The sequence below is a fragment of the Stenotrophomonas sp. SORGH_AS_0282 genome, from assembly GCF_030818125.1.
Classification (GTDB): domain Bacteria; phylum Pseudomonadota; class Gammaproteobacteria; order Xanthomonadales; family Xanthomonadaceae; genus Stenotrophomonas; species Stenotrophomonas rhizophila_A.
On record NZ_JAUTAB010000001.1, the window covers coordinates 2,841,378 to 2,867,670 of the forward strand.

Sequence of the window (26,293 nt, forward strand, 5' to 3'; positions counted from 1 at the left end):
CGGCGCGCCCGCTGCATCGCTTACAGCCCGTAACGCGCGATCACATCAAGGTGCCGCTGTTCGTCCTGGCCGCAGGCTTCGGCCAGGCGCAGCCAGCACATCCGATGCGGCCAGCCGGCGGTGGCCTCAAGCAGGAACCGGTGCAGCGCCAGCGGAGGCGCCTCCTGTGGCTGAGCTATGGTGAACAGCACCCCCGGCAGCGGCGCGCCGTCGGCCTGGGTGTCGGCAAGCTGGTAGTCGTCCGCGCTGTGGGTCCACAGCTTCCAGCCGCGGTCCTTGACCGCGTCGGAGAACGCCGCCCAGGCCTCCTCGCCCGGATGCACGCCATCCACCAGCCAGCTCGCCGCATGTCCCCCGCTTTCCAGCAGATGGACTTCGGCGTAGGTAGGCATGAAGCGACGGCGTTCTTCTTCATCTTCCGGTGCCGGATGCACCAGTTCGGCGTCGAACACCACCCAGTCGTCCACACGCTGGCGCCGGTTGGCTGGCGCGTTCTCGACGATGCGCGCGGTGACCGGGCCGGTCCGGCGCGCGTAGTACTCGATCGGGTCGCCACCGTCCATGCAGCGGATGATCACCCAGCCGAAGTTCTCTTCGACGGGGCCTTCGGTGCTGTCCAGTTCCATGCCGACCGCGGCGGCCGATGTACGCACGGCTGCCCAGTCACGAGCCGCGCTGGCTGCCGTCATATGGTCCCAGTGTGCGCTGCGCGGTTCCTCCAGAACCTCGGTGAGGTGGCGGTACTGCGCGGCGGCGTCCGGGAAGCGCTGCATCGCCATCAGGGCCATCGCCAGCAGATTGCGCGCGCCGTGCGAACCGGGCGACAGCGCCAGCAGCGCCGAGCAGGCCCGCTCCAGCGCGGCCCAGTCGGACTGCTTCTGCGCGATCTGTGCCTGGCACCACAGCGCGAACACCGGCACCTGCGCCTGGTAGTGCTGCACCAGCCGTTCCAGCTCGCCCAGGTCGCCACGCTGCACCAGCAGCCGCATCAACGAATACGCCGGGGAGGCATCTTCGTGCGGGTGGCGCTGCACGAACGCCCACAGCAGGGCCAGCGCCTCCTCCTCGGCACCGCAGGCCGCAAGCGCCGAGGCGGCTACGTCCAGCAGGGCCGCATCATCGGGCCGCGCCGCCACGGCCTGCAGCAACCACTGCGCCTCGCGCTCGGGGTCGCGCCCTTCGTTCTGCGCCCCCTCCCCGACCAGCCAGTCCAACAGGGCCTCGGCGGGCACGGGCAGGGCGGCCACAGCGGGGGCGGCCTCGATGCGCGCGGCCATCGCCGCCACGGCATCGCGGGCGCCCAGGTCCTGGCGCAGGCCATCCAGGTGTTGGCGGGCCAGCGCCAGGTGGCGTTGCGCGGTCCACACCGCGCCACGCTGCAGGGCCATGTCCACGCACAACCCGGCAATCTCGATCACGAAACGGTGCGCGCCCACCTGGGCGTAATGCGCCAGGGTGGCGCTCATCCGGCGCCCCAGGTCCCAGCCGTTGCGTTCGGGCGCGCTGCGCACCAGCAGCGCCGCCGTGTGCGCCCACATGCGCCGGTAATTCGGCGACACCTGGTTCCACGGCACCAGGGCCTCCAGCGCCTCCTCATCGCGCCCCAGCTGCGCCAACGCCCAGGCACGCGACAGCCGACGTGGCACGGTGCAGTTGGCCGGCTCATAGTCGCCCTCGGCCTCCACCTCGGCCTGGCGCGCGTCGATCAAGGCCAGGGCCTCGGCGGCACGGCCGCTGGCCAGCAGGATCTTGATGCGCATTTCGGGGAAGCTGTCGTAGACCTTGCCGCCGTGCGCCAGCACGGTACCGGCCTGTACGTCCAGGTAGTCCAGTGCGCCCTGGGAATTTCCATCATCCAGCAGCGCGTCGGCCTTCTCGCAACTCAGGCACTGGAAGCAGGCCCAGCTCGGGTCGATCCGCCCCAGGGTTTCTTCGCACACCTCGATGCGTTCGGGCACCCAGCCCGGACCATCGATGTTGCCGTAACACGCGGCCAGGTCCTGGGTCACGCACACCGACTGTGGGCACTCCACCGTGTCGGCGCGGTGTGCGCGTTCGAACAACGCCACCGCATCACCCAGCGCCGACTCGCCCTCCAGCCGGTTGCCGACCCGGTTGCGCATCTCCCAGTGGCCCACGAACACGTCCAGCCATGGATTTCCAAGCGTCTTGCCGAGCGCACGCGCTTCGGGCAACAGCGCATCCACGCGATCGATGCGCAGCTCGCAGACCTCGTCGGTCAGCCGGGTGAGCAGCTGCGCGCTCTGCGCCTGCCCTGCCTCACCCAGATCGTCCTGCAGTTTTTCCACCCAGTTCCAGATATCCATGCGGTCGTGCCGTCCTGTAATGCGTAAAGAAAATCGAAATGTCAGCGCGGCTGCAGCATCTGCTGCAGGGCCTCGGCGATGTCACCGAACGCGCGGTTGAGGTCACTGCTGGCCGCGCCGCCGTCCTGCGCACGTCCCTGCGCGCTGACGATCACCTTCAGCGAGCGCAGCAGCCGCGCGGCGGCCTCGGCCTGGGGATTGCCGGCGCGCATGGCCGCCAGCAGCGCCTGCACGGCCGGGTTGTCCAGGTTGAGATACAGGCGCGAGGGTGCACGTGCGACGATGCGGGCAGTGAACTGCCGCGCCAGGCGCAGCGCGGCCATGGAAACGCGCTTGTCGTTCTCGTCGTCTTCGAGGCGGCGCTTCAGCTCGGCCTCGCGATCGGGCACCACCACCACCGGCAGTTCAGCCGGGCTGAAGTGCGCCGGCAGCAGCTGCTCGCCATCGCCCAGGTGGGTCTGCAGCCACGCCAGTTCGGCCTCGGGCAGCGTGTCGGTCTGGAACAGCGCGCGATTGCCCTGCTCGGTGCCCAGCTCCACCAGGCGCATGCCCTTGGCCTGGGTCCAGCGCCGCAGGAACGGCACCACGGCATAGCGGTTGCCATGCGCCACCGGCACGCCCATCGCGCGGAACAGCATTTCCTCGAAGCCGCCACCACTGTCCAGGATCACGTGGACCGCGCCACGCGACGGCAGTTCACTGGCGCGGATGTCGCCCTGCGAGCTGGGCACGCGCACGTGCTCGATCAGCAGCTGGAACAGCCGGTCATCGCAGAGCGAGGCGCCCAGCAGCGCCTCGTTGTGCCGGGCCAGGATGCGCCGCCAGGCTTCGGGCTGCTGCCGGGCGATCTCGACCAGCCCATCGATGAGCGCCTCGCCCAGCGCATGCTGCACCGCGCTGTAGATGTCGTCGCGCTGCAGGTCCTCGCGGCTGGCGGTGGGGGTCAGCCGGCTGGATTCGATCACCCCGCCAATGAAACCGGCCCACGGCGGCAGCAGGTCGCGCGCGTCGTCGTCGAGCAGCATCCCGCGCACGAATACCGACAGGTTGCGGTTGTCGCTGGTGCCGTAGGTCGCGCCATCCTGCACCCACAACAGCCCCACCGCATCGCTTCCGCCTTCGGCGCGCAGCGGCATGCAGGCAATCGGCTCGAAGCTGCGCTCGAAGTGCGCGGCAAATTCCAGCGCGCGGCGCTGCGCCTGCAGCGGATGCAGCGCCACGCCCGCCTGCGGGCGCCACGGCGGCGGCTCGGGATTGATCGCACGCGCGTCATGGCCGATATGGATGGGTTCGCGCAGCAGCGCGCAGTAGCGGCCCAGGATGTCGCGCAGGGTCTGCTCCTGGGCCAGGTGCGTGTAGCTGCCATGCAGTTCCAGCACCACCTCGGTACCCACCGCACGCGGAGGCATCGGCGATACCGTGTACTGCTCGGCATTGCTGGACACATAGCAATGGCCCAGCCCGGGTTGTTGGTAGGAGGTGGTGCGCACGGTGACACGGCGCGCCAGCACGAACGCGGACAGGAAGCCCAGCCCGAACATGCCGATCAGCCCCTCGTCATCCTCGCCCGCCTGGCGCAGGCCACGGGTATAGCCCACGCCGACGGTGGCCAGGTAGTCGTGGATTTCCTGCTGGGTCAGGCCGGCGCCGGTATCGACGATGCGCACGATGCCGTTCACCGGATCGCCATGCACCTCGATCCGCCCGGCCTCCTGCCAGTCCGCCTGTTCCAGCCGACGTCGCACCAGCGAATCATGCGCGTTCTGCACCAGTTCCCGCAGCGCCACCACCGGGGTGGAATACAGGTGTTTGCCAAGGACCGTCATCAATCCGTTGAGGTCGACACCGGCGCGACGGATCTCGCTGGCGCCCTGCGTGTCCAGGGGAGTCGCTTGCATGTAATCGTTTTCTCTGGCGGGAACGGAAAACTAGCACAGCCCGGCCACGGTTTGCCTGCGCGGCCGCATGCGCCGGAAATGCCCGATTCAGATCGCGTCGATCGCTTCGGACAACCGCTCCACGGCGATGACTTCCATGCCCTTGACGCTGCCGGTCTTGGGCGCATTGGCCTTGGGCACGATCGCGCGCTTGAAGCCGTGCGTGGCCGCTTCGCGCAGGCGGTCTTCGCCGTTGGGTACCGGGCGGATCTCGCCGGACAAACCCACTTCGCCAAAGGCGATCGTCTTTTCCGCCAGCGGCCGGTCCTGCAGCGAGGACAACACGGCCAGCAGTACCGGCAGGTCCACGGCGGTTTCCTGCACCCGGATGCCGCCCACCACGTTCACGAACACGTCCTGGTCGCCCACCAGCACCCCGCCGTGACGGTGCAGCACCGCCAGCAGCATCGCCAGGCGGTTCTGTTCCAGGCCCACCGCCACGCGGCGTGGATTCGACAGCGGCGAGGCATCCACCAGCGCCTGCACCTCCACCAGCAGCGGCCGGGTGCCCTCGCGGGTGACCATTACGCAGCTGCCCGGCTGGCGGGTGCTGCCGCCGGACAGGAAGATCGCCGACGGATTGGACACTTCCTTCAGCCCCTTCTCTCCCATCGCGAACACGCCCAGCTCGTTCACCGCACCGAAGCGGTTCTTGAACGCACGCAGCAGGCGGAAGCGGCTGCCGCTCTCGCCTTCGAAATACAGCACCGCATCCACCATGTGTTCGAGCACGCGCGGGCCGGCAATGCCGCCTTCCTTGGTCACATGCCCCACCAGGAACACGGCCGTACCGGTTTCCTTGGCAAAGCGCACCAGCCGCGCCGCGCTCTCGCGCACCTGGCTGACCGAGCCCGGGGCGGCGGTGAGCGATTCGGTCCACAGCGTCTGCACCGAATCGGCCACGATCAGCTTCGGCCGCGCCGCGCTGGCGTGCTGCAGGATCGCTTCGACCTGGGTTTCGGCCAGCGCGTTGACGTTGTCCAGCGGCAGGTCCAGCCGCACCGCGCGGCCGGCCACCTGCGACAGGGATTCCTCGCCGGTGATGTACAGCACCGGCAGCGTGGCGGCCATTTTCGCCACCGCCTGCAGCAGCAGCGTCGATTTGCCGATGCCCGGGTCACCGCCCACCAGCACCACCGCGCCTTCGACCAGGCCGCCGCCGAGCACGCGATCGAATTCGCCGATGCCGGTGCTTACCCGCAGGTGCTCGGTCTGCTGCACGTCCTTGAGCGCCATGATCTTCGGCGCATCGACCTTGCCGGCCCAGCCCGAGCGGCGCGCGGCCGGTGACTTGGTGGCCGCGGCGCTTTCCAGCGTGATCTCGCTCAGCACGTTCCAGGCGCCGCACTCGGTGCACTGCCCCTGCCACTTGCTGTATTCCGCGCCGCATTCGCTGCACACGTAGGCGGTAAGCCGCTTGGCCATGTCAAATCCAATTCATCGTCTGTCGGGCAGGATAGCCGAGCCACGTCGCAGCAACCGAGACGCGCGCCCAACCGCCGGCTGAACGCCCCCGCTCAACCTTGCCCCGCCCCGGCCGATACCGTGGCGGGCGCCCGCGCCTTTCCCTTCCCCATGTACATCCAGGCTTTTCCATGACCGGCACCTACAGCCAGAGTCTCGTCGTTTTCTCGCTGCTGGTTGCCATTCTTGCCTCCTACACGGCGCTGGACATGGCCGGCCGGCTGGCCAGCACCGAAGGCCGCGTGGCCCGCTGGTGGCTGGCCGGTGGCGCCGCCGCCATGGGCCTGGGCATCTGGTCCATGCACTTCGTGGCCATGCTCGCCTTCCACCTGCCGATCCCGGTCGGCTACGACCTGGCCATCACCCTGTACTCGCTGGCCGCGTCGGTGGGGGCCTCGGCCTACGCGCTGTGGCTGGTCTCGCGCCCGGAACTGCCGTGGCCGCGCCTGATCGCCGGCGCGGTGCTGATGGGCCTGGGCATTGCCTGCATGCACTACCTGGGCATGGCCGCGATGCGCATGGAGCCGGGCATCGAGTACGACCCGCTGTGGTTCGCCGCCTCGCTGCTGATCGCCGTCGTCGCCGCCGGCGCCGCCCTGTGGATTGCCTTCCGGCTGCGCACCCAACAGCGCCGTACCGGGCTGCTGCGCGGGGCGGCCTCGCTGGTGATGGGCCTGGCCATCGTAGGCATGCATTACACCGGCATGGCCGCCGCCAACTTCCCGGAAGGCAGCATCTGCGGCGCCGTGTACGCCAACGGGCTGGATACCAAATGGCTGGCGGTGCTGGTCATCGTCACCACCCTGGCCACGCTGGGCATCGCGCTGATCGCCTCGCTGTTCGACCGGCAGATGCGCACCCGCACCGGTCTGCTCGCCGATTCGCTGGCCCAGGCCAACGAGAAGCTGCTGCAGGCCGCGCTGCACGACCCACTCACCCAGCTGCCCAACCGCATGCTGCTGCAGGACCGCATCGAGCAGACCATCGAGAAGGCCAAGCGCCGCAACTTCAGCTTTGCGGTGATGTTCTGCGACCTGGACGGCTTCAAGGCCATCAACGATGCCTACGGCCACCAGCTGGGCGACAAGCTGCTGATCGAGATGAGCAGGCGGGTCAACGGCCTGCTGCGCGCGCAGGATACCTTCGCCCGGCTGGGCGGCGATGAGTTCGTCATCGTGTTCCAGCTGGATGTGCCCGAAGACGCGGCGGTGGTGGCCGAGCGGATCATCGCCACCGTGGCCGAGCCGTTCGAGATCGACACGCTGGACCTGCAGGTCACCGCCAGCCTGGGCATCGCGCTGTACCCCACCGATGCCACCACCGAGCGCGAGCTGATGGCGCATGCCGATGCGGCCATGTACCACACCAAGGACTCGGGGCGGAACGGCTATACGTTCTTCACCGAATCGATGCACGTCAGCGCCAACCGCCAGCTCAAGCTGCTGCAGGAGCTGCGCCGCGCCCTGCAGCGCGATGAGATGGTGCTGCACTACCAGCCCAAGTTCCGTGCCGATGGCGGTGGCGTGATCGGTGCCGAAGCGCTGGTGCGCTGGCAGCACCCGGGGCTGGGGCTGCTGGGGCCGGACACCTTCATTCCCATCGCCGAGCGCAGCGGGCTGATCCTGCCGCTGGGCGACTGGGTGCTGGACCAGGCCTGCGCGCAGCTGCGCCAGTGGCATGACGCCGGGCACGCAACGTGGTCGATGGCGGTGAACCTTTCGCCGCTGCAGTTCTCGTCCACCACGCTGCTGGACACGGTAAAGGCGACGCTGGAGCGGCACGGCCTCGCCCCGCACCACCTGACCCTGGAAGTGACCGAGACCACGGCCATGCAGGACGTGGAAGCCAGCCTGCAGATCCTGCACGGGCTGACCGCGATGGGGGTGAAAATTTCCATTGATGATTTCGGTACGGGCTATTCGAGCCTGCTGTACCTCAAGCGCATGCCGGCGACTGAACTGAAGATCGACCGCGCGTTCGTGCGCGACCTGGAAGACAACGCCGAAGATGCGGCGATCGTGTCCTCGATCGTGGCGCTGGGGCGCTCGCTGCAGTTGCAGATCGTAGCCGAGGGTGTGGAAACCGCCGGGCAGCGCGACTACCTCAACGAACTGGGCTGCGACCTGCTGCAGGGTTACCACCTGGGCAAGCCGGTGGATGCCGAGGCGTTCCTGCGCAACGCGGCGTAACCGACCAATGGCGCCGATCGTTTGGGGCCCACCGGTAGAGCCGACCGGTAGAGCCGACCGGTAGAGCCGACTGTTAGTCGGCTGCTCTTCGCGCGGACCCGCCCTGCATTCTTCATGCACGGCGTTGCCGACTAACAGTCGGCACTACCGTCCGGGGCGGCGTTGCCGTCCGGGGCAGCGTTGCCGTCCAGCGCGGCGTTGCCGTCCGGGGCGACGTTGCCGTCCGGGGCGGCGTTGCCGCCCGGGCATGTTGTCCGCGATGCAGGTTGCAAACAAAAAGGCCGCCCTTCCGGGCGGCCTTTCTGCGTGCATCACCCCCGAAGGGTCAATGCATCATGTGCACGTTCATGTTGTGCATGACCCACAGCGTGCCGGCGACGATGATGCCGATCACCACCACGGTGAAGGCCGCCGCGCTGACGTTCCAGCGCTGTTCCGACGAGCGGTTCAGGTGCAGGAAGAACACCAGGTGCACGAAGATCTGCAGGATCGCCGCCACCACGATGATGACGCCCGTGGTGAAGACCGGCAGGCCACCCTTCATCACCGCCCAGAAGGGAATGATGGTGAGGACGGCGGCCAGCAGGAAACCGACAAGGTACGACTTGACGCTGCCGTGGCTTTCGCCCGCGGCGCCATGGCCGTGGTCGTGTGCGTGAGTGTCATGTGCCATTACAGCGCTCCCTTCAGGTAGACGACGGAGAACACGCCGATCCAGATCAGGTCCAGGAAGTGCCAGAACAGGCTCAGGCACGCCATGCGGGTCTTGTTGGTCGGGGTCAGGCCGTTCTGCTTGATCTGGATGAACATGATCAGCAGCCACAGCAGGCCGGCGCTCACGTGCAGGCCGTGGGTGCCCACCAGCGCGAAGAACGCCGACAGGAACGCACTGTGGTCCGGACCGAAGCCTTCATGGATGAGGTGGTTGAACTCCCACACTTCCATGACCATGAAGCCGAAGCCCAGCAGCCAGGTCAGGCCCAGCCACAGGTACATCTGGCCAACCTTGTGCTTGTGCAGCGCGATCATGCCCAGGCCGAAGGTCAGCGAGGACACCAGCAGCAGCGTGGTTTCCCACGCGACGAAGGTCAGGTCGAACAGGTCCTTCGGACCCGGGCCACCATTGGTGCCGCCGGCCAGCACGATGTAGGTCGCGAACAGGCTGGCGAAGATGAGGCAGTCGCTCATCAGGTACACCCAGAAACCGAAGACGGTGTTCTCGCCGGTGTCGTGGTGTTCGTGGTCATCATGGCCATGGGCCGCCGCGTGTGCGGCGTGCCCGTGGTTCACGTTGTTGGCGATAGTGCTGCTCATGCCTGCAACTCCGATTTCACCAGACCCTGCGCCTGCAGGTGACGGCGGTGCTCATTTTCGATCCGCTCCACTTCGGCAGCCGGCACGTAGTAATCCACGTCCTTGTCGAAGGTGCGCCAGATGAAGGTGCCGATCATGCCGACCAGGCCAACGATGGCCAGCCACCAGATGTGCCAGATCATCGCGAAGCCGAAGACCAGGCTGAAGGCACCAATCACCACACCGGTACCGGTGTTGCGCGGCATGTGGATGTCGGTGTACTTGGCCGGGCGTTCCCACGCCTCACCACGCTGCTTGCGTTCCCAGAAGTCGTCCAGCTCGGTGACCTTGGGCAGCGAACCGAAGTTGTAGAACGACGGCGGCGAAGAGGTTTCCCACTCCAGCGTACGGGCATCCCACGGATCGCCGGTCAGGTCGGCGGTCTTCTTGCGGTCGCGGATGGACACGGCCACCTGGATGATCTGGCACAGGATGCCGGCGCCGATGATGAACGCACCGACCATCGCAATGACCAGCAGCGGCTGGTATTCCGGGTTCGGGTAGCTCTGCATGCGGCGGGTCATGCCCATGAAGCCCAGGATGTACAGCGGCATGAAGGCCACATAGAAGCCGATGAACCAGCACCAGAACGCGCGCTTGCCCCAGGCCTCGTTGAGGCGGAAGCCGAACATCTTCGGCCACCAGTAGGTGATACCGGCGAACATGCCGAACACCACGCCGCCGATGATGACGTTATGGAAGTGGGCGATCAGGAACAGGCTGTTGTGCAGCACGAAGTCGATGGCCGGGATCGCCAGCATCACGCCGGTCATGCCGCCGATGGTGAAGGTGACCATGAAGCCGATCGTCCACAGCACCGGGCTGGTGAACTGCACGCGGCCGCGGAACATGGTGAACAGCCAGTTGAAGATCTTCACGCCGGTGGGAATGGAGATGATCATCGTCGTGATGCCGAAGAAGGCATTGACGTTGGCACCCGAACCCATGGTGAAGAAGTGGTGCAGCCACACGATGAACGAGAGCACGCCGATGGTGGCCGTGGCGTACACCATGCCCTTGTAGCCGAACAGCGCCTTGCGCGAGAACGTGGCGATCACTTCGGAGAACACGCCGAAGGCCGGCAGCACCAGGATATAGACTTCCGGGTGACCCCAGATCCAGATCAGGTTGATGTACAGCATGGCGTTGCCGCCACCGTCATTGGTGAAGAAGTGCGTGCCCAGGTAACGGTCCAGGGTCAGCAGCACCAGGGTGACGGTCAGCACCGGGAAGGCGGCGATGATCAGCACGTTGGTGACCAGCGCGGTCCAGGTGAACACCGGCATGTGCATCAGCTTCATGCCCGGGGTACGCATCTTCAGGATGGTAATGAAGAAGTTGATACCGCTCAGTGTCGTGCCTAGACCTGCTACCTGCAGGCCCCAGATGTAGTAATCCACACCTACCCCTGGACTGAACTCCTTGCCCGACAACGGCGGGAAGGCCAGCCAGCCGGTCTGCGCGAATTCACCCACGCCCAGCGAGATCATCACCAGGCCCGCGCCCGCCACGAACAGCCAGAAGCTGAGCGAGTTGACGAACGGGAAGGCCACGTCGCGCGCGCCGATCTGCAGCGGCACCACCACGTTCATGAGGCCGGTGATCAGCGGCATCGCCACGAAGAAGATCATGATCACGCCGTGGGCGGTGAAGATCTGGTCGTAGTGGTGCGGCGGCAGGAAGCCTTCGGCGCCGTTGGCGGCGATGGCCTGCTGGGTACGCATCATGATGGCGTCGGCAAAGCCGCGCAGCAGCATGACGAAGGCGACGATGAGGTACATCGCGCCGATCTTCTTGTGGTCAACCGAGGTGAACCACTCTTTCCAGAGATAGCCCCACAGCTTGAACTTGGTGATCAGGGCCAGCACGAGCAGGCCACCGATCCCCGCGCCAACCAGCGTGGAGATGATGATCGGGTCGTGCGGGATGTCAGCGAATGTCAGTTTGCCCAACGGATTCATGCTTATTCTCCCGAGCCTGCGTGGCCGGCGTGACCGGCGGCGGCGTGCTCGTCTGCAGTGTGTTCGGCATGGTCGGCCGGCATGTCATGGGCACCGGCCGGCATCTCGTGGCCTTCGTGGCTTTCGCCCGCAGCGCCGTGCGACATGCCCTTGTGATCCATGGCCTTGTGGTCCATGCCGTAGTGCTGGTTGTCACCCATGTGGCGGGCAACAACCCAGTCGAACAGACCGGTTTCGGTGGTGCCGAAGTAGGTCACCGGGTGCCAGTCGTGGTTCTTCTCGGCCACCAGCGCGCCAAAGGCGGCCTGGTCCATCGGGGTGCTCTGCGCACGCACCTTGGCCAGCCACGCCTGGTATTCGGCTTCGGTCACCGAGTTGGCGTCGAAATGCATCTTGCTGAAGCCCGCGCCGCTGTAGTGCGAGGACATGCCCGGGAAGGTGCCGGTCTCGTTGGCGATCAGATGGAGCTTGGTCTCCATGCCGGTCATCGAGTAGATCATGCTGCCCAGGTGCGGGATGAAGAAGGCATTCATCACCGAATCGGACGTGATCTTGAAGTTCAGCGGGGTGTTCACCGGGAAGGTGATTTCGTTGACCGTCGCGATGTTCTCTTCCGGGTAGATGAACAACCACTTCCAGTCCAGCGAAATGGCTTCAATCACCACCGGCTTGGTCTGCGAGTCCAGCGGACGGTACGGATCCAGCGAGTGCGACGAACGCCAGGTCAGCACGGCCAGCACCAGCACGATCATGCAGGGGATCGACCAGACAACCACTTCGATCGCGGTGGAGTGCGACCACTTCGGCTCGTAACGGGCCTTGGTGTTGGAGGCACGGTACTTCCAGGCGAAGGCGAGGGTCATGATGATGACCGGCACGACGACCAGCAGCATCAGCACGGTGGCCGTGATCAGAAGGGTCTTCTGGTCGTGGCCGACCTGGCCCTTCGGGGCCAGAATGGCCGAGCTGCAGCCCGTCATGAACACGGACAACGCGAACAGCAGGCCCGGGCGCAGCCAGCGCCCAAGGGATTTCAACGGAATCATCGGTCGATCCAATTGCGTAGGGAATGCCTTCTCAAGCGCGCCCCTCCGGCCAAAGCCGGGTGTACCGCTCCCAAGGGGGCGGCACGGAGGACGTTCATGTCAGCCCCCTAATTTTATGCCGTCACGCACCATTTAAGAAAGGCATTGACAATGATCTGGCGCAGGAAAGGCCCGAAAACGGCTGCGACACGTTGTCGCACTGCGCGCAGACCGCCCGGATCAGCACAGCCGGAGCGACATGTATAGACATGAATCGTTCACGGCAGCGATCGGTGCAACTGGCCCTGCCCGGCCGCCCGACCCACCCGAACCCGCCCTCACGCGCGCACGCGGACACACTCCGAATGAACACCGGACAGTCGGGCCCGGGCACATGGCCGTAGGGCACCGGGCCGCCTGACGCCGTAGGGTCGGTTCCCAAACGACCGCCCATGCACCACCCACACCCGGTAACGCATGAAACCCGATCAAAACCGCTCTTGATCTCCCCCGCCCCACCCGCCACTCGCGCCCACCGGACCGATTACGACGCCCCGAACCACCCTCCAAACCAAATGATGCACGTCGGCGAAAAATAAATTTTGTGCCCTGGCTCACACCCAAACGCCGCAATTCCCGCGTTTCCGTGCCACACCCGACAACCAGTAGATACAGCCTACTGAAATCGCAAACCCAACAGACACAAACGATTTCGCTTCTTCGTCGTCCGCGTGCAAGGTTCTCCCCGGAGCTCAAAACTCCGAACACCGAAATAATGGATGTCCCATGTCGGGAGGGTGGCTAATACAAGACCCTTCACGGGGGAATACACCCGCCGTCCGGTGTTCACGGTTTTGACCTCCCGACGCCCTCGCCCTCACCGGCGAGGGCCATTCCCTGTTGGAGGAGCGAAGATGAAACCCAAACCCGTCCAGTGGCCCGAAGACGAAGAAGAAGTCGTCCTGCTGCTACCCCGCTGCGCACCCAGCTATTCCCCCAGCTACTTCCACAACGTGCGCGCCGTGCCCCAGATCGGCGAACAGGACCGCGATCACTTCGGCCCGCTCCCCTTGGTGACCCTGCGCGGCGCCTGGCTGCGCAAGTTCGGGTTCGAAGTAGGCGTGCACGTAAGAATCGAAGCCACTCCCGGGCAGATTCTCCTGCGCCCGCTGTGGAATGACGATCCGCCCGTGCGCGAGAATATCGAGAAGCCCGTCGTGCGCTATGTCGAAGTGGAAGATCGGTAACCTGGGACTGATTGACAGCCACCAGATACTGACCTAGCGTCCGAGCTGCCGTTCCCGCGTCCAGACACCAGGAAGTCTCAATGAACGTAATGTTGATTGGCGGTTCGCTTTTGATTGGAACGATTCTGCTGAGCTCGATTCCGCAGGCGGCCACGGCCGCCGCACCGGTTGAACAGACCTCGTTGGCAGTAACGCAGATTTCAACGGACGTCGACAAGACGTCCTTTGTCGAGCGGCTTACCGCGACCTTCCAGACAATGGCCGCCTCGGAATCCACCGAGGCACGTGCCGCAGGCATCCAGTACCTGGACGCCATCAAACAACCTGGCATTTCGGGCCTGATCGAGCAGTTCTCCTACCCGCTCGATGCAGGCGGATCGAGCGTGATTGCGAAAACCACGGATGCTCCCTGGCAGCCGGGATCGACCCGGGTAAGCCAGTGGTGCGGAAAGAGCAGTGGCTACCTCCGTGTCTACCAGGTGACAGAGAAATACATGGAAACCAAGCGAAACGGCAGTTCACGCTCCTGGGTACCGGTGCAGAACAGCGCGACGATGGTTGCAACCTGTCCCGACAAGCTGGCCTGATCCCTGCGGGCGAGCCTAGGCAGCAACCACCCTGTTCTGGCATTCCGCCCCGCTGGCGAAATCGCACAGGTTGCGCAGGGTGATGCTGCAGATTTCCTGTAGGGCTTCAACCGTAAAGAAGCCCTGGTGCCCGGTAACCAGCACATTCGGGAAGGTCATCAGGCGCTGGAAGAGATCGTCATCGATGATCTCGCCGGAAAGATCCTGGAAGAACAGCGCGCTTTCCTGCTCGTACACATCAATGGCCAGGTGGCCAAGATGCCGCGACTTCAGCGCGCGCACCACCGCATCAGTGTTCACCAAGGCGCCGCGCGAGGTATTGACCAGCATCGCGCCGGACTTCATCAACCCCAGCGATTCCTCGTTGATCAGGTGATGGGTCTGCGGCGTAAGCGGGCAATGCAGCGACACGATGTCCGAGCGGGCCAGCAGTTCCTCCAGCGCCACGTACTGGCCCACCGCCGAGAAGTCTGGCGACGGGTAAGGATCGTTGCCCAGCACGGTGCAGCCCATCCCGTTGAAAATACGCGCCGTCGCCAGCCCGATCTTGCCGGTGCCCACGATGCCTACGGTCTTGCCGTGCAGGGTGCGGCCCAGCAGCCCATCGAGCATGAAGTTGCCCTCGCGCACCCGGTTGTAGGCGCGGTGGGTCTGCCGGTTGAGGGTCATGATGAGCGCCAGCGCATGCTCGGCCACCGCTTCGGGCGAGTACGCCGGCACCCGGGCCACCAGCAGCCCCAATTCCGCGGCAGCCACCAGATCCACGTTGTTGAACCCCGCGCAGCGCAGCAGGATCGCCCGCACCCCCAGCCCATGCAGGGCCCGCAGCACGGGCGCATCCAGGCGGTCGTTGACGAACACGCAGACCGCATCGAAACCCTGGGCCAGGCCGGCGGTCGTGGCGTCCAGCGCCGCATCGAAATAGGCCAGCTCAAACCCCTGCCCAGCGTGGTCGCGCGCATTCGCTTCATCGAGGAAACGGCGGTCGTACGGGCGGGCACTGAAAACGGCGGTTTTCATTGGATAACCTTGGGCATGCGTGATCCCCAGTAAACCAGAACCCCGCACAGGATAGAAACTCCCATGCAACCGGTCTGGCGCAAGCGTCTGCTGACGGCCGCTACGGCCGCGCCGTCGTGCCACCACCGCCGATCTTGAGCCGCTTGACGGCAAATACCCCCCCGATCATCAGGTCGCCATTCTCCATGACCGTAGTGATGCCACCCAAGGCGTTCCAACGACGGCTGTCGTCCGGGAAAACCCAGCGCGACTTGATCTCGCCCGTCGTCCAGTCCAGGCCCACATACTGGTAGACGCCCTTGTCCTTGTGCGCGGCGTACAGCAGCCCGGTTGCGGCCGAGACCACCGGCACCATGATGTCGGTGTTGTCGACCTCATGGTTGATCCAGGCCTTCTCGAACGCGTCTTTGTCCGGGTTCCAGTTGAACTTCTGTATGCCAATCGGCGCCGGCCGGGTGATCCCGCCGGTGAACGCATTGCCCGGACCCGCCGGGAGCGGTTTGGGATACGTACTGTTGAGGAATGCGACGCCGTATCCCAACACATTGGGTGAGGGCTCGATGGTCATCTGGCTGATATCGATGCGGATCTGGTCGGCGATACGGTTGGACTGGGTGCCCGGCTTCTGCTGGAAGCCTGCCGGAATCGCGTCGCGCCAGAACGCCACTGCGTTGCTGCCGGTTTCGGCCGCATCGGCGATCACGATCAGTTTGTCCGGGTCGCTGCCGAATCCCATCAATGTCGGGGTGGTGCCCGAGCCGCGCGAGATCGCACCCATCGCCAAGGCTTTTTCGCCGGGCATGGAATCGTAGGCGGACGACCAGGCGCCGTCCTTTTCGTCGGTGGACAAAGTGGTCCCATTCCAGATCACCTTGTTCATGTGCTTCTCGGTGACCACGTAGATGCCATTGTTCTCATCGATCACGATGCTGTTGTCGACGGCCTCGCCATTGAAGGTCACTGACGCCTTCACGTTCAGATCCCGGTCCAGGATGATCAACGCTCCCGGCGCGGCGGCTGCCAGGAAGCCGTCGTACGTCATGTTCAGGCCGATGATGCGGGTAACCGACCTGGCGACGTTTGCCGGCAGGCCCTTGGCTACGTCGGCCGTCTTTACGATCCGCGGCGGGTCACCGACTAGGTTGCCATCGGTTGTCTTGAGCACGTGGGTGCCCCCGTACACGCAGTAGTGGTTGCCGTCGCGATCAAACAGGTTGTACACCCCGTTGATGCCGCTTTCCATGTTGAGGCCGGCGGCACCCAGCCCCTTCAGCGCATCCAGAATCTTCGTCTCGTCCTTGGCCCGGTAGGCGGCGTCCAGCTGGGTCAGTGCGGCATCCAGCGCAGTGGGCGTAGCCATCGCGGCGGATTTTTCGAACCCGGGGTAAGGCAATAGTCCGCCCACCGCCTCGAACGCGTCACCGGTCACGCGGATCTTCTGCACACCCACCGCACCGCTGGCAAAGGCGATCACCTCCCCGCCCACCCGCTTCATGGTGGGATTGGAGGTGATCAGCGTGGGCACGGTCGCTACGTCCGCCGCAGTCAGGTTCCTGCTGCCGACAGGCCCTGCGATCAGCACTGAATCGGTTGCCGCTGGATTGAAGTGGGAGGTCGGGTAGACGCTCTCCGCCAGCCACGGGTTCGGTGGCGGCATGTTGGGTGGTGTTGCTGCAGGCGGCTCCGCGGGGCCGGCAGCCGCAGGTGCTGGGGTGGGAGTTGTGCTCGTGGTCTCGCGGTTGCATGCCTGAAGAAGCAGCGCGAGGATCAAACCCAGACCTACAGCCGGAGCCGCGTCCCACATCCTGGTCGCCATCTGCGACTTCCTCTACTGGCCTTGACGAATGCCCAGCTTCCTCCGGGCCAACCGATGTCGCCTCAGCAAAGGCACGGTCGGTCGGCCCGTATTTTTACTTAACGGCCGTGTGAGGGTGGCAGTCCGCTGCCACCTGTTCATGGGGCCGGACCAGCGCACACCCCTTGAGCAACGGGAGGCGGAGCGCAGGGAAGGACGTCGAGACTGGTGGAAGCGCGAACCACCGCCAAGCGGTTGAGGATGCGGCTTGAAGGGCAGGCGCCAACGGCGCGGCATCCACATGCCCCTGATCAGGCATCGGCTAAGCTTCCCGCCTGACCTGAAGACGGACCCCACTGCATGCCCTCTCCCCCCTCACGAGCCGGATGTGCCTTGTGCCGTGATGCGGAGCCGCTGCCGTTCGACTTCAGCTACGCGTTCCAGCCCATCGTCGACATACAAGCGCGCGAGGTGTTCGCGCACGAAGCGCTGGTACGCGGTCCAACGGACGAACCTGCCGACACGGTGCTGTCGCGCGTGACCGCCGAGAACCGGTATTCGTTCGACCAGGCGTGCCGTGAGAAGGCCATCCGGATCGCGGCGGGGTTGCAGCTGCCGTCCTGTCTTTCGATCAATTTCCTGCCCAATGCCATTTATCGGCCGGAAGTATGCATTCGCTCCACCCTGCAGGCGGCCGAGCGGTATGGCTTTCCGGTAGAGCGGATCATCTTTGAGACCGTGGAGGGCGAGCAGGTCAGCGACGGCAAATGGCTGGCCGAGATCCTGAGCGAGTACAAACGTATCGGCTTCAAGACGGCGATTGATGATTTCGGCGCGGGCTTTGCCGGCCTCAATCTGCTGGCCGATTTCCACCCGGATATCGTCAAGCTGGATATGGCGTTGATCCGGGGCATCGACCATAGCCGGTCACGACGCGCGATCGTGGCCGGGGTGATCTCCATGTGCGACGAGCTGGATATCGAGGTGATCGCCGAAGGAATCGAAACCGCGGATGAGGCGCGATGCCTTTCCGATCTTGGCATCCGCCTGATGCAGGGCTATTGGTTTGGCCGCCCACGATTCGAGCAGGCCGCTGGCGAGGCTGACATTCCCTGGGGCGTCTGACGGCGCGGACTGCGGCCCTGACGCCGAGGTTAACAGCGGCCGGTCGAAACCCAGGCACGCGCCGATGTGTCATGGACCCGCATGCCAGCCTGGCCTAGTATCGGCAGCTGCCGAATGCCCATGACTGGATGTGCGTGAACAGCTTTGAAAGATTCAATGGCCGCCGTAGCGGCAAGGGCAGTCAGGTCGCCATCCTTGCGCATGGCTTCGGAACCGACCAGACGGCCTGGCGCGCCCTGCGCCCGTGGTTCGAGGCGCGCTACGAGGTAGTGTCGTTCGACCTCGCCGGTTGCGGACCCAACGGCGCCGACACCTACGATTTCGACCGGCACGGTTCGTTGTTCGGCTATGCCGACGACCTGCTGGAGATCATGGACGACCTGGCGCTGCGCGACTGCGTGTACGTCGGCCACTCCATGAGCGGCATGATCGGCGCGGTGGCCGCGGTGGCCCGCCCGGAACTGTTCGACCGGCTGGTCACCGTTGGGGCTTCGCCGCGTTACCTGGATGACACCGGCTACACCGGCGGCTTCCAGGCAGCGGATCTGGAGAACCTGTTCGACAGCATGAGCGCCAACTATCAGGCCTGGGTGGCCGGGTTCGCGCCGATGGTGGTGGGCGTGGACAACGGGCAGGTGGTGGCCGACTTCTCACGCACGCTGTTTCAGATGCGCCCGGACATCGCGCTCAATACCTCGCGCACGATCTTCAATTCCGATATGCGATCGCTGGCCGCGCAGCTGACCCGACCTGTGCACGTGATCCAGACCGCGGTCGACATGGCCGTACCGGTGCAGGTCGGTCATTGGCTGGAAGCGGCCATTCCGACCGCCACGCTGGATATCATCGATGCCGAGGGGCATCTTCCGCATATGACCGCCCCCGATGAAGTCATCCGTATCCTCGAGCGCCGCCTGGCGGGCAACGTGGCATGAGCACTACCGACAGCGACGCCCTCGCCGGCCTGTGCCACTTCGCCCAGCTCGCTTCCGGTGCGGATCTGGTCATGGCGGTGGAGATTGAAGCCAATGGCTGGGCGGGTTGGGCCGCTTCATTCCCGGCCATGCCTTTTTCCGGATTCAGCCTGGCCCGTAGCGGCATCCTCGAGCACGGCTGGTCGGGGGAACCCGTCGCTGCCGCCGGATTCCGCCTGCCCACGGCCCTGCTGCATGGATTGAACGGTCCACCGGCGCGGCTGCTGTTCGTGCCCGCGCCGTCCCTCGGCGCACCGCTGAGCGGCCTGCTGGTGCTGTGGAAGGGCGAACCGTCCGCCACGCATTTGACCCCACAGGTTCCGCTGCTGGCCACGAGCGTCGCCCGGCTGCTGTCGGCCCGGCGCGAAAAGCTGCGCGAAGTGACGGTGCAGAACCAGTTCATCGATCTGGTCGAGAGCGTGCCCGCCGGGATCGTGCTGATGGAAGGCGACGGCGTGAGCGCGGTGATCAACGAGCGTGCCGGTGACCTGCTGGGCTGCCCGCCCGGTAACCACCGCGCGCGCGACCTTGCCAAACCCATGCGTACCCTTCGGCAGCGGTGCGACAACCACGCCGAGCTTGAGCAGGCGTACGGCGCGCAGGTGGGCAATGTCAGTTTTGCTTCCACCTTGAACTGGGCGCTGGGCGAACGCACGATCGAGGTGGACACCCATCCCGTACGTGGGAACGGCGAATACGGCCGCATCTGGCTGTTCACCGACGTGACCGCCGAACTTTTAATGGCCGCCGAGCTGCGCCGCCTGGCCGCCTCCGACCCGTTGACCGGCATTCCCAACCGGCGCCACTTTGAGGAGCGCTCCGCGCAGATCATCGCCGCACGGGAAGCCACCGGTCATTCGGTGGCCGTGCTGATGGTCGACGTCGACCATTTCAAGAAAATCAACGACAGCCACGGTCATCCTGCGGGCGATGAAGTGCTGAAGGTAGTAGCCAAGCGCTGCCGGGAGGCGCTGCGCGAGCGCGACCTGTTCGCCCGCTTTGGCGGGGAGGAGTTTGTCGCGCTGCTGGCGGCGCCTGCCGTCGAGGACGCGCCCGCGGTAGCCGAACGGATGCGGCAGGCCGTGGCCGCCACGCCGATTGATGTTGGCGATGCGCGCATCAATGTGACGGTGAGCATCGGGGCCGCACTGGGTGAGGCGCTGCCGGGGAGTAACCAGCCGCTGCTGGCCGAATTGATCGCGCGCGCGGATGAGGCGCTTTACCGGGCCAAGGCGGGCGGGCGTAACCGGGTCAGCATGGCGGAGGAACAGGCTTAATCGCTCGTTGATGCAGTTGCTGGATAGATTTGCTCCGACCGGCCATTGAAGGCCCTCCATCTGCCCCCACTGCTGTATCACCGCCTTGGGAAGCCCCTGATGCCGAAGATCTCCAGAGCCAAACTGCTGGCCGCCACCACCGCTGTGGTGGTCCTGGTACTCGCCTGCAATCTTGAGCTGCTGCCGCTGGCGCTGTTGGTGGACACCGTAGGGGTGGACGTCCTGGCGCTGCTGCTTGGCGCGCAATTGGTGGCCGTGCTGCCATGGCTTCGCGCGCATACGACGGCAACCTTGCGAATCACCGGCCTCGCCGGCGGCGCGATGGCTGCCGGACTCATGGGTGGCTACCTGCGGCAGCTGGTTTTCTTGAAGCGTCTGGAGGCGTCACGCCCCTGGAGGCGCTAGCCCGGCATCAACTGGATCGGCCTGAGCCGCGCATACACCCACACCGCGAAACCGCAGGGTGCCAGGATTTTCATCCGAAAGACTGAAACTGCCTGGCGCCCCGTAACGGGTGCGCCCCCCGGACGCAGCCGTGGCCATGCACAGCACCACTTTCACTTGGGCACGCGTTGACAGCTGGCGCGCTCCCTCTCCATCACTTGCCGGGGCGGCGGCGGGAATTGACGAAGAGGACGACGGCCACGATGGCTGCAGCCGGGATCGCCAACATGACGAGCACGATCAGCCAATGCCAGAGTGAGAAGCTTCCCATGTGGTCATTTCCCTTGAAGTAGATTCCAACCTTAGCCCGAATTGAGCACGCATTCGAGATCCTTGGGTCGACGGCAACGCTGGGGGCCTGTGGGTTGAGTCAGATATCCGACATCAGTTCCAGCATCCCGTCCGTGAAGCGCTTCCGTGTTTCGGATGATTTCGGGCCGTTTGACATTGAGAGGATCGTCTCCCGCGACACTGCGAACGCCTCTAGCGTGGCGGTACAGACGTCTTCCAACAGTGGCTCTTTTGCCAGCGGAGGAGAGGCAATGGCGAACTTTCCTCTCGGAAAACCCTCATCAGGAAAGCCCATGGACTTCGGCGTTAGACCAGGCAAGCGCGGCATGGTATCGATCACATCCGCCACCTTGGTCAACCATTGCGAGCCTGGTCCGATCGCCTTCAACAAAAACCAGACGACGCCGATCAATCCGTAAAGGCGCTCCTTCGCACGCAGATCCAGATTCAGCTCATTGAAATAGCCACGGCGCGGCAGCATGAGAACACGCGGATTGGGTCGATTGCTTAAACGTGCATGATGCGCGCAGCGGTTCCGGAGCACGTTCAGATTGATTAGCCAGTTGTCCACAACATTTCTCTCAACAACGCCAAGACGTTCGCAGATGCTGTCCTGGTGACTTGGATTCAATATGCTGTAGAACTTTGAGATCGCGCCGAAGTCCCACGCTTCGCTGGCAACCCATATCGGAATCGGCTTTCCCGCCTTGAGGTGCGAGCGGATGCTTTCCTCGTGGCTCTGGGCTATCAATTTTTCGTGCCGGTCCAACCAGCCTTCATACAGCGGCAGCATGCCGGGCGGATTACCTGGTTGGGCCACCAGGGCTGACTTCACGACATTTGCACGATCCAGATGGGCAAGAGGATCATGTCGCCCCAACTCGTGTGCAATGACGGTCCTCAAATGGATTTCGATGCGCTCCAGTGCATCTCCCATCAGCACTCTGAGGGATTTATCCATCAGGTAGAACTGGAATACGGCCTCGAATGAGGTGTCGGCCTGAAACTCATCCAGCTGATGAAATACTTTTCCCCGCTCGTTGCGCTCTATCCAGAAACGCCGGGAAGAGTGCCAATAGCCCGAAAGATGGTAGTAGCCCACCTGTGCGATTTTACGTATCGCCCTGTCTCTGTCGCCGATGATCATCCCTCGCGATTCAAGGATGTCGACCAGATCGGGATAATCCTTGAACGGCTTTACCGCAATGGCGGGTGTCTTGGCTTCTGTCACGTCCCGGTGATCCGAATTTCAGGCAAAAAAAAGGCCAAACCGTCACTGACGCTGGGTCAGGAGGGGATTTGGCTCTGTTGGCCGGGATACTATGTTAGGTGGACCTGCCAGTCAACTGTCATTGTGACTGCAAGGAGCGCAGCATTTTTGACAGGTCAAATGCGACCTTGCGCAATTGAAGAGGCGGTTTCCGACGTAGTCCCGTGAGGTCGAAACACTGAAAACGAAAAGCCCCGACCAAGGCCGGGGCTTTTGCTGCAACTGGTGCCGGAAATAGGAATCGAACCTACGACCTACGCATTACGAATGCGCCGCTCTACCAACTGAGCTATTCCGGCTGAGCAGGCAATTCTAAGGGGGTGGGCGCCGGGGGTCAATCTGCCTTGGCGGAACCGCCCCGGCCGGCTGAACGGGCCCTACCGAGCCGCAGGGCGGCCAAGCCTGCCCCCTCCCCTCACTGCGCGGAGAACTCGACCTTCCAGCTGCCATCCCGCAGCGCGAAGATGCTGGAATCGGCGGCCAAGCACAGCACCGGTGCCTCGACACCCACTCGCATGGGTTTGCAGTTGAAAGGCGCTTCGCCGGTCATGTCCCAGTCGTTCTTCTGCGACGAATAGGCATAGAGCTCCCAGACCCCACCCCAGGTATTGACGTTCCAGCGAGTCGCCCAGCCTGAGGCAGCGGTATCCATCTGCACATCGTAGATGACATAGGGCGGCCGGCCGATCTGCTGCCAGCTCTCGCCACGATCCGTCGAGTAATAGACCTTCGAGAAGGCTCCCTGGCTCCAGAGCGCCGCGAGCACCCCCGTGGAAGGGTTGACCCGTAGTGAGGACGTCCGCTCCCTGGGCGCGATGGACTTCCAACGCCCGGTGGCCAGATCGAGTCGCTGCGGCGTGTTGCCCGCCAACAGATAGTAGTCGCTGCCCGCCAGTTGTCCCTGCGCGCCCAGCCAGCCCCACATGTCTTTTCCCTCCAACGACAACTCGCGGGAGAGCGTCAGGTCACCCAGGTCATCGCGCTGCGCGACGTACACGCGAAGGCGCATTGCCTTGGCCGGTGGCTGCAGTCGCGGCGCCAGCGGGATGCGCCCTGGTACAAAAGCATCGGCATTTTCTGCGGTGGTCACGACCCAGCGGCCGCCCGCGTGATCGATGTCCACAACCGAGCGCATGCTGCCCAGCGCCGCGAGCTCGGCCCAGGTGGAGCCGCCATCGCGGCTTTCGCGGATGTAGCCGTCATCGCTCCCGCTAACCAGGCGTCCGTCGTGCGCCTCCACCGCCATGATCTTGCGCACGGTGTCCATGCCGACGTTGCTCCACTGGCCGTCCCGCGTGCGCTTGCGCAGCTGCCCGAAGTCGGCAGGAAAATACATGGTGCCGTCGGCGAGAATGGCTGGCTCGTCCTGTACCGGTACGGTGACTGTTCGGATCAGGCGGAGAAACGCATCAGGATCCTTGGCCGATGTCAGCGCTTCAATCGTGGACGTCTTGTTGACCTTGCGATCATAGGCCATCAGCAGATTGACGATGGGGCCCAGCCCGGTATCCGGATTACCCGCCTCCATGGCCGGCGACAGCGACAAGGTGGCAGGGCGGAGCGGTACGGGGTCGGTCAGCAGCGAGGCGAACGGTTGCGCCGCTGCGGCCACCCTTCCCGGATGATCGTCATGGGTGAGAGGGACGACCACGGTCTTGTAACCACCCACATTCACGGCAACGTAGTCGCCCAGATCCGTGACCCGGCCAGGCTTGACCTCGAAGGTCGGGCCGTCCTTCCACGGCAGAAAGCCCCATCCCGTAATACGATAGTTGCCCGCCGGCAACCACATGCCCAGCGCCTGCATGCTGGCAACGGCCGGAACGGCGGCCGCCATGTCGATACGGATCTCGCGCTTGCTGCCCACCGGGCTGACAACGAGTACATCGCGCCCGCCCTTGGAGAACGACGCATAGGCATAGCCATGGGTCGCCACCAGTTTGGCCGGTTCCTGTGGTGCACTCACTGCGACACCCGGCACTGCGAACAGCAGAACCGCCGTCAACAACGTGCTGCGCATACGATCTCTCCCTGAAGTCCGGTCACACCGACCGGCAGGCTCAAACGACACTGGAATGAGCGACATCCTTGAAGGCACGACGCTCCCCAGCGACGTGCCCACGGGAGATGGTAGCGGGTTCGTCTGACTGCGTGAAGATCGCGCATCGAGGCGCGACGGTTCAGCCCGAGCCACCCCGCGTTGACGTGACCGCCCGTAAAGTGCGTGGACCATCATCTGGAGGCCCCGCATGCCCCCCTGTGCCCGCCTGCCCGGCCTGCTGATCGCCTCATTGCTGTTCGCCACCACGGCTGCGGCCGAGGTCACTCTGCCTGCGCCGCCTGACCAGCAGTGGCAACCCCTGTTCCAGCAGGTCCAGCGCGCCCACCTGTTCAAGGACCAGAAGACGTTCGCCGATGCGGTGCCGAAACTGGATGCCGACGCACTGCTGGCCGAATGGGGCCAGGCCCAGGCGCAGCCGGGCTACACCCTGCCCGCCTTCGCGGCCACGCACTTCACCGTTCCCACGGAGTCAGCCGCCTACGTGCCACCAGCCGGGGAAACCCTGCGAGCGCATATCGAGGGGCTGTGGCCGGTGCTGACCCGGACCACCGACACCGTGGACCCGCGCGGCTCGCTGCTGCCGCTGCCCAAGCCGTATGTGGTGCCCGGCGGGCGCTTCCGCGAGGTGTATTACTGGGACAGCTACTTCACCCTGCTTGGCCTGGCCTCCAGTGGCCGCTGGCAGCAGGTGCGCGACATGGTGGACAACTTCGCCTGGCAGCTGGACCAGTACGGGCATATTCCCAATGGCAACCGCAGCTATTACCTGAGCCGGTCGCAGCCGCCGTTCTTCAGTTTGATGGTGGATCTGCTGGCTATGCATGAGGGGGATGACGCGTATCGCCGGTATCTGACGCAGCTGCGCACCGAGCATGCGTTCTGGATGCGTGGGGCGGAAGGGTTGGCGCCCGGTGCGGCCAGTGAGCGTGTGGTGCGGATGAATGATGGAAGCGTCCTCAACCGCTACTGGGATGCGAGGGCGGTGCCGCGTACCGAGTCGTGGACGGATGATCTGGCGACGGCCGCCACGGTGCCGGATCGCGCGCCTTCGCAGGTGTATCGCGATCTGCGGGCCGGGGCGGAATCGGGGTGGGATTTCAGTTCGCGGTGGTTGGTGCATCCGGCGGAGCTGGGGAGCATCCATACCACCGAGATTGTGCCGGTGGATCTGAACAGTCTGCTGTTCCATCTTGAGACGACGATTGCGCGGGCGAGTCGTGCGGCGGGGGAACGTTCTGTGGCGCGGGATTTCGCGCGGCAGGCGGAACGGCGCAAGCAGGCGATCAATGCGCTGCTGTGGGATGAGCGGCAGGGGTGGTATGCGGATCGGGATCTGGAGCGTGGGACGCCCCGCCCTGCGCTTACGGCTGCGGCGTTGTTTCCGCTGTGGTTACAGGTGGCCAGCCCTGTGCAGGCGCGGCGTACGGCCGAAGCGGTGCAAGCACAGTTGGTGCGTGCGGGTGGGTTGTTGACCACCACCGAGAACACCGGGCAGCAGTGGGATGCCCCCAACGGTTGGGCGCCGCTGCAGTGGGTGGCAGTAGATGGGTTGCAGCGCTACCAGCAGGACGCACTGGCGCGGCAGATCGGGGTGCGCTTCCTGCGCACGGTGCAGACGGTGTATGACCGCGACGGTAAGCTGGTCGAGAAGTATGTCGTGGATGGCTCAGCCGGCGGAGGGGGGGGCGGTGAGTACCCGTTGCAGGATGGATTTGGGTGGAGCAACGGGGTGGCGTTGGCGTTGTTGGATCGGTTGTGTGATGAAGGGAAGCGGTGTGAGTCGGCGGGGGATGTTGGGGAGTGATCACGCGAAGAGCGCATCTCCGGCCGGGGTCATGCGTTACAGCAGTAATTGGCGAAGTCGGCAGTCGTTTGGGAACCGACCCTACCAGGGCCGTGCCATGCCAGCAGCTTAGGTAACGCCCCACCACAGCCGCGCCATGCA

The 26,293-nt window shown here is 64.8% G+C and carries 19 protein-coding genes and 1 tRNA gene; 8 read left to right on the forward strand and 12 right to left on the reverse strand.

Annotation, left to right across the window (positions count from 1 at the left end):
- Positions 1-20 precede the first annotated feature (20 nt).
- The 3 genes from QE395_RS12655 to radA all read right to left on the reverse strand — a co-directional run bounded on the left by QE395_RS12655 (position 21) and on the right by radA (position 5,689).
- Positions 21-2,327 (reverse strand): hypothetical protein, encoded by a 2,307-nt coding sequence (locus QE395_RS12655; RefSeq protein ID WP_095363382.1) that lies wholly within the window; start codon positions 2,325-2,327, stop codon positions 21-23.
- Between the two features lie 41 nt (positions 2,328-2,368).
- Positions 2,369-4,225, reverse strand: coding sequence for an ATP-binding protein (locus QE395_RS12660; protein WP_306989380.1), 1,857 nt, complete (start codon positions 4,223-4,225; stop codon positions 2,369-2,371).
- A gap of 87 nt (positions 4,226-4,312) precedes the next feature.
- The gene (gene radA, locus QE395_RS12665) at positions 4,313-5,689 is read right to left on the reverse strand and encodes a DNA repair protein RadA (protein WP_093533108.1); all 1,377 of its coding nucleotides are present in this window, start codon (positions 5,687-5,689) and stop codon (positions 4,313-4,315) included.
- 170 nt (positions 5,690-5,859) lie between these two features.
- On the opposite strand from radA, the gene QE395_RS12670 reads away from it, so the two are divergent.
- Positions 5,860-7,917, forward strand: coding sequence for a bifunctional diguanylate cyclase/phosphodiesterase (locus QE395_RS12670; RefSeq protein WP_306989382.1), 2,058 nt, complete (start codon positions 5,860-5,862; stop codon positions 7,915-7,917).
- A 325-nt stretch (positions 7,918-8,242) separates the two neighbouring features.
- Here the strand turns inward: QE395_RS12670 and cyoD are convergent, their stop codons facing one another.
- The 4 genes from cyoD to cyoA are packed head-to-tail and all read right to left on the reverse strand — an operon-like array spanning position 8,243 to position 12,277.
- Entirely contained in the window at positions 8,243-8,590 is a 348-nt protein-coding gene (gene cyoD / locus QE395_RS12675; protein ID WP_068850260.1) for a cytochrome o ubiquinol oxidase subunit IV, read from the reverse strand.
- Positions 8,590-9,231: a cytochrome o ubiquinol oxidase subunit III gene (gene cyoC, locus QE395_RS12680; RefSeq protein WP_068850257.1), complete on the reverse strand. Its 642-nt coding sequence runs from the start codon at positions 9,229-9,231 to the stop codon at positions 8,590-8,592. The genes cyoD and cyoC overlap by 1 nt, the downstream gene beginning before the upstream one ends.
- A complete protein-coding gene (cyoB, locus tag QE395_RS12685; protein WP_068850255.1) occupies positions 9,228-11,231 on the reverse strand; it encodes a cytochrome o ubiquinol oxidase subunit I in 2,004 nt (667 codons plus the stop codon). The genes cyoC and cyoB overlap by 4 nt, the downstream gene beginning before the upstream one ends.
- Positions 11,232-11,233: 2 nt before the next feature.
- The gene (gene cyoA / locus QE395_RS12690) at positions 11,234-12,277 is read right to left on the reverse strand and encodes a ubiquinol oxidase subunit II (RefSeq protein WP_068850252.1); all 1,044 of its coding nucleotides are present in this window, start codon (positions 12,275-12,277) and stop codon (positions 11,234-11,236) included.
- 893 nt (positions 12,278-13,170) lie between these two features.
- Between cyoA and QE395_RS12695 the strand changes: the two genes are divergently transcribed.
- The gene (locus QE395_RS12695) at positions 13,171-13,503 is read left to right on the forward strand and encodes a SymE family type I addiction module toxin (RefSeq protein ID WP_306989385.1); all 333 of its coding nucleotides are present in this window, start codon (positions 13,171-13,173) and stop codon (positions 13,501-13,503) included.
- 80 nt (positions 13,504-13,583) lie between these two features.
- Entirely contained in the window at positions 13,584-14,090 is a 507-nt protein-coding gene (locus tag QE395_RS12700) for a hypothetical protein (protein WP_306989387.1), read from the forward strand.
- A gap of 15 nt (positions 14,091-14,105) precedes the next feature.
- Here QE395_RS12700 and QE395_RS12705 read toward each other — a convergent pair whose 3' ends face one another.
- Positions 14,106-15,110: a 2-hydroxyacid dehydrogenase gene (locus QE395_RS12705; protein WP_306989390.1), complete on the reverse strand. Its 1,005-nt coding sequence runs from the start codon at positions 15,108-15,110 to the stop codon at positions 14,106-14,108.
- 100 nt (positions 15,111-15,210) lie between these two features.
- Positions 15,211-16,926, reverse strand: a complete 1,716-nt coding sequence (locus QE395_RS12710; protein ID WP_306989392.1) for a hypothetical protein — start codon at positions 16,924-16,926, stop codon at positions 15,211-15,213.
- 339 nt (positions 16,927-17,265) lie between these two features.
- On the opposite strand from QE395_RS12710, the gene QE395_RS12715 reads away from it, so the two are divergent.
- From QE395_RS12715 to QE395_RS12730, 4 genes are all read left to right on the forward strand, one after another.
- Positions 17,266-18,030 carry an EAL domain-containing protein gene (locus QE395_RS12715; protein WP_306989394.1) on the forward strand — a complete coding sequence of 255 codons (765 nt, stop codon included), beginning with the start codon at positions 17,266-17,268 and terminating at the stop codon, positions 18,028-18,030.
- 128 nt (positions 18,031-18,158) lie between these two features.
- Positions 18,159-18,965 carry an alpha/beta hydrolase gene (locus QE395_RS12720; RefSeq protein ID WP_306989397.1) on the forward strand — a complete coding sequence of 269 codons (807 nt, stop codon included), beginning with the start codon at positions 18,159-18,161 and terminating at the stop codon, positions 18,963-18,965.
- Positions 18,962-20,281 carry a GGDEF domain-containing protein gene (locus QE395_RS12725; RefSeq protein WP_306989400.1) on the forward strand — a complete coding sequence of 440 codons (1,320 nt, stop codon included), beginning with the start codon at positions 18,962-18,964 and terminating at the stop codon, positions 20,279-20,281. Before QE395_RS12720 ends, QE395_RS12725 begins: the two co-directional genes overlap by 4 nt.
- 99 nt (positions 20,282-20,380) lie before the next feature.
- Entirely contained in the window at positions 20,381-20,686 is a 306-nt protein-coding gene (locus QE395_RS12730) for a hypothetical protein (protein WP_249833935.1), read from the forward strand.
- 409 nt (positions 20,687-21,095) lie between these two features.
- On the opposite strand, the gene QE395_RS12735 is transcribed toward QE395_RS12730, so the two are convergent.
- From QE395_RS12735 to QE395_RS12745, 3 genes are all read right to left on the reverse strand, one after another.
- Complete coding sequence (locus tag QE395_RS12735) at positions 21,096-22,247, reverse strand: Abi family protein (RefSeq protein ID WP_249833934.1); 1,152 nt, start codon at positions 22,245-22,247, stop codon at positions 21,096-21,098.
- A 262-nt stretch (positions 22,248-22,509) separates the two neighbouring features.
- Positions 22,510-22,585: transfer RNA gene (locus QE395_RS12740), tRNA-Thr, on the reverse strand.
- 116 nt (positions 22,586-22,701) lie between these two features.
- Positions 22,702-24,306 (reverse strand): hypothetical protein, encoded by a 1,605-nt coding sequence (locus QE395_RS12745; RefSeq protein ID WP_249833933.1) that lies wholly within the window; start codon positions 24,304-24,306, stop codon positions 22,702-22,704.
- A 229-nt stretch (positions 24,307-24,535) separates the two neighbouring features.
- Between QE395_RS12745 and treA the strand changes: the two genes are divergently transcribed.
- Positions 24,536-26,152 carry an alpha,alpha-trehalase TreA gene (gene treA, locus QE395_RS12750; protein ID WP_306989403.1) on the forward strand — a complete coding sequence of 539 codons (1,617 nt, stop codon included), beginning with the start codon at positions 24,536-24,538 and terminating at the stop codon, positions 26,150-26,152.
- Positions 26,153-26,293: the final 141 nt, after the last annotated feature.

Excerpts from the sequence above, each read along its gene's own strand:
- QE395_RS12655 (WP_095363382.1), bottom strand. The coding sequence starts at position 2,327 with ATGGATATCTGGAACTGGGTGGAAAAACTGCAGGACGATCTGGGTGAG.
- QE395_RS12660 (WP_306989380.1), bottom strand. The coding sequence starts at position 4,225 with ATGCAAGCGACTCCCCTGGACACGCAGGGCGCCAGCGAGATCCGTCGC.
- radA (WP_093533108.1), bottom strand. The coding sequence starts at position 5,689 with ATGGCCAAGCGGCTTACCGCCTACGTGTGCAGCGAATGCGGCGCGGAA.
- QE395_RS12670 (WP_306989382.1), top strand. The coding sequence starts at position 5,860 with ATGACCGGCACCTACAGCCAGAGTCTCGTCGTTTTCTCGCTGCTGGTT.
- cyoD (WP_068850260.1), bottom strand. The coding sequence starts at position 8,590 with ATGGCACATGACACTCACGCACACGACCACGGCCATGGCGCCGCGGGC.
- cyoC (WP_068850257.1), bottom strand. The coding sequence starts at position 9,231 with ATGAGCAGCACTATCGCCAACAACGTGAACCACGGGCACGCCGCACAC.
- cyoB (WP_068850255.1), bottom strand. The coding sequence starts at position 11,231 with ATGAATCCGTTGGGCAAACTGACATTCGCTGACATCCCGCACGACCCG.
- cyoA (WP_068850252.1), bottom strand. The coding sequence starts at position 12,277 with ATGATTCCGTTGAAATCCCTTGGGCGCTGGCTGCGCCCGGGCCTGCTG.
- QE395_RS12695 (WP_306989385.1), top strand. The coding sequence starts at position 13,171 with ATGAAACCCAAACCCGTCCAGTGGCCCGAAGACGAAGAAGAAGTCGTC.
- QE395_RS12700 (WP_306989387.1), top strand. The coding sequence starts at position 13,584 with ATGAACGTAATGTTGATTGGCGGTTCGCTTTTGATTGGAACGATTCTG.
- QE395_RS12705 (WP_306989390.1), bottom strand. The coding sequence starts at position 15,110 with ATGAAAACCGCCGTTTTCAGTGCCCGCCCGTACGACCGCCGTTTCCTC.
- QE395_RS12710 (WP_306989392.1), bottom strand. The coding sequence starts at position 16,926 with ATGGCGACCAGGATGTGGGACGCGGCTCCGGCTGTAGGTCTGGGTTTG.
- QE395_RS12715 (WP_306989394.1), top strand. The coding sequence starts at position 17,266 with ATGCCCTCTCCCCCCTCACGAGCCGGATGTGCCTTGTGCCGTGATGCG.
- QE395_RS12720 (WP_306989397.1), top strand. The coding sequence starts at position 18,159 with ATGTGCGTGAACAGCTTTGAAAGATTCAATGGCCGCCGTAGCGGCAAG.
- QE395_RS12725 (WP_306989400.1), top strand. The coding sequence starts at position 18,962 with ATGAGCACTACCGACAGCGACGCCCTCGCCGGCCTGTGCCACTTCGCC.
- QE395_RS12730 (WP_249833935.1), top strand. The coding sequence starts at position 20,381 with ATGCCGAAGATCTCCAGAGCCAAACTGCTGGCCGCCACCACCGCTGTG.
- QE395_RS12745 (WP_249833933.1), bottom strand. The coding sequence starts at position 24,306 with ATGCGCAGCACGTTGTTGACGGCGGTTCTGCTGTTCGCAGTGCCGGGT.
- treA (WP_306989403.1), top strand. The coding sequence starts at position 24,536 with ATGCCCCCCTGTGCCCGCCTGCCCGGCCTGCTGATCGCCTCATTGCTG.